Genomic DNA, 318 nt, shown 5'->3' with positions numbered 1-318 from the left:
GCGGCGTCATCGCCTACGACGAGCACGCCCGCCCCGATCAGCTCGCGGATGCCGAGCTGATCGTCGTCGCGGGCAGCCGTCTGCCGGAGACGACGCGGGCCGGGCTGCGGTCCTGCGCTGACAGGGGGGCCACGGTGCTCATCGCCTCCTGGCTGTGCGGCCCGCATGCGGTCAGCGCCAGGGTCGGCTCGGGGCGGTGGGGGGTGTACGAGTCATTCGACGACGCCCCCGCGCAGGAGGCGATCGCGGCGAGCGCGGGGGCCGCCGACGTCTGGACCCAGAGGTTCGGCGAGCACGAGCTGCGCATCCGACCGGCGG

The 318-nt window shown here is 75.2% G+C and carries 1 pseudogene; it reads left to right on the top strand.

Going from position 1 to position 318, the window contains the following annotated elements:
- Positions 1-318, top strand: a pseudogene (locus RTM68_RS17455) (hypothetical protein); the annotation flags it as partial.

Origin of the sequence: Microbacterium sp., from assembly GCF_031988965.1 — a bacterium.
In the GTDB taxonomy this organism is placed as follows: Bacteria; Actinomycetota; Actinomycetes; order Actinomycetales; family Microbacteriaceae; genus Microbacterium.
Note: the sequence above shows the minus strand (reverse complement) of the source record. Positions and strands in the feature narration are given on the sequence as shown.